The sequence below is a fragment of the Trichocoleus sp. FACHB-262 genome (genome assembly GCF_014696035.1).
Classification (GTDB): domain Bacteria; phylum Cyanobacteriota; class Cyanobacteriia; order FACHB-46; family FACHB-46; genus Trichocoleus.
Map to the genome: position 1 here is coordinate 1 of NZ_JACJPK010000023.1, position 5,427 is coordinate 5,427.

Here is a 5,427-nt window from a genome sequence, read left to right on the forward strand (position 1 = left end):
GGTATAAGTCAATTTATTCACAGCAGTAGAATATGCCGTGAGTCTAACCAGTCGCTGCACCGGAACGTGTCAAGTTAAGTGGTTGAGTTGCAAAGGTTTTCTGCGTCCGGTGAGCTTGGTCGTTCTGCTGCTTGAGTTATCGTAGAGGGCAGCAGTTTGAGTCTTGTCTGTAGGACGACGAATGAGTTTATCGGAGTTTACCAAACAAGCGATATTTGAACAATGGTCATTTCTCGCTGAGGCAACGTTTGAGCTAACAGCGCAGGGTTCAAGCCGTGCAGTTTATTTTGTTCGCGCCTCAGAGCATCAGTTTGTTCTAAAGTTTTACGCAGCTACCACTGCGATCGCTCAGATTCACTATGAGCATTCATTGCTTACGTTTCTAGACTCTGCTCATCTCCCTTTCGCGATTCCAGTACCCCTCCAGACCGCTTCTGGCGAAACCTTTATTGCCGTTGAAATGGATGGACAATTGCTTAACGCTGCCCTACTGCCTCGGTTAGTCGGACACCCAATGGAGCGGCGAAACCTGCATCAGATTCAATCGGCTGGTTTTGCCTTGGCGACGTTGCACAATGCGCTTGCCGAGTTCGATCCGCAGGGTCAGTACGCGAAACTGCCGTTTTGGGGAGCATTAGACCGAATTCATCCGCAAGTCAGCGATCCCTTCACAGTTCCACAACTTTTACAGCTAGGTTTAGAGGAACAGAGACATTTAAATCAACTGTTAAATGAGGCAATCGAATCCTCTCCTGAGCTATACGCAACACTTCCCATTCAGACCATTCATGCAGATTACATAACACCAAACATTCTCGTGAACCAGGATCAGGTGGTTGGAATTCTAGATTTTGAGTTTGCAACGCGCGATTTGCGACTGTTGGATTACATGAGTAGCTTAGATCAGCTTGCATCCTTTCCTTGGCAGGAAGTTTTATTTGAGGAAATTGTGCGAGCCTTTAGCACGGGCTATCAAGCGTTGTCTTTACTGACACTGGCAGAAATGAGAGCTGCCATTTCGGTGTGGAAGCTGCAACGCGCCAGTTCGCTGGTCTACTGGACAGGGTGGTTAGTGGAAGGAAAAGGGAGTCGGCAAAAAATTGTTGATGCTGTTGTGGAGACGCTGAGATTTGAAACGTGGCTCCAATCCAATCAGAGGAAGTGGCTTGATGCTTTAGGTTGCGTGTGAGTTTATTAAAGTACAGAAACATTGCTGGTAGCGACAGAACAATTCGATTGCAGCGGACAAGCAAAGTTTTTTCGTCTATCGTTCCATTTTTCTCGTCGCCGCTGAATTGCACGGTTATCTCGCTTCGTTCAGTCATGTTGAAGTTTATGTAGACTTGGATCATGGTTTCAAATCTCTCATTCCTGTATGAAATCAGAAGATGTTTTGCAGATTGTGACCTGGTTAGAGCGGGCAGAGATTCCTGTATGGTTAGATGGTGGTTGGGGTGTCGATGCCCTGTTAAGTCAACAAACACGATCGCACAGTGATCTCGATCTCGTAGTTAGGTTGGAGGATGCTGGTCAGATTGAACAGACCCTCGCTATCTATCAGTTCGCTATCATACTGAATGAGTTACCGACGCGGTTTGTGATGAAAGATGCTAACTGTCGTAGTGTTGACTTTCACACTGTCCAACAGGATAGTAGCGGACAGTTGATTCAAGTCCTACAAGACGGCACGCCTTTTCATTATCCACAGGATAGTTTAGCTGGACAGGGCAGGATCGACGGCAATGTGATTTCTTGCATCACACCTGAAGTGCAGATGCTATGTCACACAGGATACAACCCCCAAGCAAAAGACATTCATGACGTTCGACTATTGCAGCAATACTTTAATCTTCCACTTCCAGAAGAGTATGTTGGTGTTGTGACAGGCTTCGAGTAGTCATGAAAGTGAAGCAACAGCGAGATAACAATTCGATTGCAGCGGACGAGCAAAGTTTCTTCGTCTATCGTTCTGGTTTTATCGTCGCCGCTGAATCGAACCGTTCTGCCGCTGCACACGGCTTGGCTGTTAGTCAAACTTAAATTATGCAGATTGAGCATTTAGAGTTTAAGCCAATTGATTTGGCAAAGCACGCCGATGTTTGCGTAGCTTTCCGGGAAGATTCATATGTTTGCAGCTTTGGGTCAGCAGAACTCTTTCACGGGGCCGATGGCAAAGGAGCAGAACGCTACGTCAACTGGCTGTGCGAGAAGATGAAACGGTTTCCTGGTGGCTGCGTTCACGTTTGGTCGGGTAGCGAAATCATCGGTCAAATGGAAATGGGACGTTTTAGGTCAGATGCCTCACTAGGTTACGTCAATTTGTACTACGTCACTGCCCGTTGGCGCGGCACTGGTGTTGCCAGTTTGCTTGATGAATATGCAACAGCCTTCTTCAAACGGCTTAGCTTGCACTCCGCCCGTTTAAGCGTCACTCCGACAAATACAAGAGCAGTAGAGTTCTATCTTAGGCATGGATGGAAGGACTTGGGGCCACGAGAGAACGCGCCTGAGGTTCACTACATGGGAAAAGATTATGAGTGACCGACAGAAACAGAACAAGGTGTTGCACTCGACTGCCTACACTCTACGCTCGTGCTTCCACCAGCCTCTAGCGGCGAGTGAGCTGAATCGTTGTACGGCATCGCTAGCTACTACCCGCAGTATGTTGAAATGCATCATGTAGCAGAAGACAATTCATCCTTTTATGTACGTGTCCCAGCAAAAGTTTTGGGATGCTTACGTGATGGAGAGATTACCGTTATCCTTCTTCCTGTCCATGGATTAGCCCTAACACAGCCGCTCGAGGCTCATCTCATTCCTGAAACCTTGAGGATGCCTAATAGTGAGTTTGATATATTGTTCAAACATCCTGGCGCAGAAATGATCCGAGTCCTATGCCACGATGAACCCTGCCCAGAAATTGATAAAAGCAATGAGTGAGGTTCGACTCGATTTGGGTGTCGTTCGCTCGGATCGGGAACAACGTGCAGTTGTGGCAGACCTAGATAGACATCGAGTAGAGTTAACACAGATCTAAATACTCGGTTGTAGAGTCCTGCCGTACAACAATTGCGGTGCAACGGATTGAAAGAAGTCGCTGTTGCTGAGTCCAAGTTCTTGGTAACCTCTGACCGCAACCGTTAGTCTGCCAAGACTGAAGGGTATGGTTAGGATGACTAACAAACAATCGCCAAGTTTTGTGGTTGCTATAAGTGGTCCCTCTGGAGCAGGAAAAACTTCTCTGGTTCAAAAAGTAACCAGTTTGCTAGAAGATGCTGTATCTCTCTATTTCGACGATTATGCCTCGGTATCGAAATACCCCTCGAACTTCTCTGAGTGGATTAAAGAGGGAGCCGATCCCAATCAATGGCAAACGCCACAACTCCTTAAAGACTTACAGAGCTTACGGCGTAGGAAAGCCATTTCTCTGCCCGATAACAAAGGAATAATCAAGGCAGCCAGCTTCATTGTGATGGAGGAGCCATTTGGTAGAGAACGAGCCGAAATGAACGAGCTTATTGATTTTGTAGCATGTATCGACCTGCCGCTAGAAGTTGCCTTAGCACGTCGGTTGCTGCGAGATGTTGAATGGTGTCTCCGTGAAAGAGATCCAGAATACCTGGCAACTTATCTCAAAGAATACCTAATAGGATATCTCAGTGGTGCTACCCGCGAACTGTACCTTGAAGTAAACGCAAGGGTCTTGAAGAATTGCGATTTGGTTCTAGATGGAGTTAAATCCCTGGATGAGCTGGCAGATGAGATAATCGCTGCGATTAAAACAAAACTGGGGACAGTCTAACTGTAATCAGGAGCAGCCTAACAATCCGCCTGCACACCGACCGTTTAGAATTACCAGTTGAGTCCGAAAGTTCACTAGCGGCGGGTGAGGCGGAACGTTAATAGCTAGCAACAATGCCGAAAATGACCAACTTCGGCATTGTTATGCTTACGATCGCTTAAATTTTCAATCGTTTGAGGCGTACTACAAGAAGCACGCCTCTATTCGTTTTCGGCAATGTTTGCAAGAAATGTATAACACCTCCTCTCAAACCGAAAAATTAAGAGGTGCGAGCGCAGTGTTTTGATCACACCCTTTGTGCCCTTTCAATCTTCAGTTGATCAAGGACTGCCCAGCCATGATACTGCGGCGGCAATATCATTGTAGAACACGCGATGATTGGCTTCGCCAAACGCCAGGCGGGCCAGGTAAGCAATCCCCGTATTGGGCACAACTATCGCGACTTTTACATCAGCTTGCTTGAGCGCATCGGTTAACCCCTGCTGCGTGAGCACGATTTCTATCGGCGGGCGCTCAAGCTCCAAGGCATCGTACATCACCTGTTTGCAACCCGTGTCCCTCTGCAACACTCCAATGCGCTGATGGCACTCCTGTATGAGGTCGGCTGTAGCTACCCCGCGAATTCGCGCGATGATGATTCCACCCACAGGTTCAACCCATAACTGATCTGGACTCTCGTTTGGCATAATGAATGATGCTCGTTGATGAAATTGTCTCGGCTCAACTCTTAATGAGCCCGAATTCTTGAGCATTTCTTCGCTCTAGTTTCGCCTTCTATTCTGCCTAATCTCCCAGAAACGGGAGTAGACGGCATCCAGGGTGCTGACATGGAATCACGACCTCGAAACTTATTAGTCCAGTCCAAGAGATCAACTGATTCATTAAGCGTCGATACTTCAAAAACGTAAAGCCGCGATCGCCCCCTCCATCTGAAGCTCCAATACCTTCAAATACCGCTGAAGTGCTTGTAATCTGCGGTACCCCGATATCTCCTGAATCACTCGCAGCGGTATCCCGGCACTGCTCATCTGGGTCAGAGCAGTTCTTCTGAAGCTGTGAGTACTGGCTCCCACTAGCCCCAAACGAGCGCGATCGTTGATTAGATACTGAGCGATCAAGGACTATCAAAAAAGGAGTATAAATTGACAAGGCTGAAACGACCTGAAATCAGGCCGGGAGTTTTGAGTAAAGACGCTATCAAAAAAGGGTCCTTTTTTGATACCCTTGCTGCATGAAAAAACAGTTTGTGCTCTCTACTTACGAGTCTCAACAACTGACAAAGGGCAAGACACTGATAACCAGCTTTTGCAACTACAGGAATTTTGCGATCGTTAAGGTTGGGAAATTGCAGCCACCCAATTATGTAAGACCGACTCATTATTATTGAGTAGATCTTGCTTTAACGCTTGAAACAGCATCAAGTTTTGGCATCGATCAAAGTTGGTCAAATTTCATTCAATTGTGAGGAGCGATCGCTTCCAGAAGTGAGGGCGATCGCGGCTGGCGCTACTAGGTATTGGAATTACTAAAGTCTGAGCTCACTGAGGAAATAACCACCGTTAGACTTTGCCAAAGGATGACTCCACAAGCCTAGCTGAGCTAGTCTGTGAGCTAATGACTTTTGC

Annotated in this window: 7 protein-coding genes; 5 read left to right on the top strand and 2 right to left on the bottom strand. The window is 47.1% G+C overall.

Annotated elements, in window-relative coordinates; translation table 11 throughout:
• The first annotated feature begins 181 nt into the window (after positions 1-181).
• From H6F68_RS05145 to H6F68_RS05165, 5 genes are all read left to right on the top strand, one after another.
• A complete protein-coding gene (locus H6F68_RS05145; RefSeq protein WP_190557023.1) occupies positions 182-1,189 on the top strand; it encodes a phosphotransferase enzyme family protein in 1,008 nt (335 codons plus the stop codon).
• Between the two features lie 186 nt (positions 1,190-1,375).
• Positions 1,376-1,897, top strand: a complete 522-nt coding sequence (locus tag H6F68_RS05150; RefSeq protein WP_190443324.1) for a nucleotidyltransferase domain-containing protein — start codon at positions 1,376-1,378, stop codon at positions 1,895-1,897.
• Positions 1,898-1,899: 2 nt separating this feature from the next.
• Complete coding sequence (locus tag H6F68_RS05155; RefSeq protein ID WP_190443326.1) at positions 1,900-2,040, top strand: hypothetical protein; 141 nt, start codon at positions 1,900-1,902, stop codon at positions 2,038-2,040.
• Between the two features lie 3 nt (positions 2,041-2,043).
• Positions 2,044-2,541 (top strand): GNAT family N-acetyltransferase, encoded by a 498-nt coding sequence (locus H6F68_RS05160; protein ID WP_190557025.1) that lies wholly within the window; start codon positions 2,044-2,046, stop codon positions 2,539-2,541.
• 631 nt (positions 2,542-3,172) lie between these two features.
• On the top strand, positions 3,173-3,802 hold the full coding sequence (locus H6F68_RS05165) for a P-loop NTPase fold protein (protein ID WP_190557027.1): 630 nt from the start codon (positions 3,173-3,175) through the stop codon (positions 3,800-3,802).
• A 320-nt stretch (positions 3,803-4,122) separates the two neighbouring features.
• Here the strand turns inward: H6F68_RS05165 and H6F68_RS05170 are convergent, their stop codons facing one another.
• On the bottom strand, positions 4,123-4,488 hold the full coding sequence (locus tag H6F68_RS05170; protein ID WP_190557029.1) for a hypothetical protein: 366 nt from the start codon (positions 4,486-4,488) through the stop codon (positions 4,123-4,125).
• A 210-nt stretch (positions 4,489-4,698) separates the two neighbouring features.
• A complete protein-coding gene (locus H6F68_RS28895; RefSeq protein WP_242065361.1) occupies positions 4,699-4,920 on the bottom strand; it encodes a tyrosine-type recombinase/integrase in 222 nt (73 codons plus the stop codon).
• Positions 4,921-5,427 lie beyond the last annotated feature (507 nt).

Bases quoted from the DNA above. Each gene is read 5' to 3' on its own strand.
- H6F68_RS05145 (WP_190557023.1), top strand. From the start codon at position 182: ATGAGTTTATCGGAGTTTACCAAACAAGCGATATTTGAACAATGGTCA.
- H6F68_RS05150 (WP_190443324.1), top strand. From the start codon at position 1,376: ATGAAATCAGAAGATGTTTTGCAGATTGTGACCTGGTTAGAGCGGGCA.
- H6F68_RS05155 (WP_190443326.1), top strand. From the start codon at position 1,900: ATGAAAGTGAAGCAACAGCGAGATAACAATTCGATTGCAGCGGACGAG.
- H6F68_RS05160 (WP_190557025.1), top strand. From the start codon at position 2,044: ATGCAGATTGAGCATTTAGAGTTTAAGCCAATTGATTTGGCAAAGCAC.
- H6F68_RS05165 (WP_190557027.1), top strand. From the start codon at position 3,173: ATGACTAACAAACAATCGCCAAGTTTTGTGGTTGCTATAAGTGGTCCC.
- H6F68_RS05170 (WP_190557029.1), bottom strand. From the start codon at position 4,488: ATGCCAAACGAGAGTCCAGATCAGTTATGGGTTGAACCTGTGGGTGGA.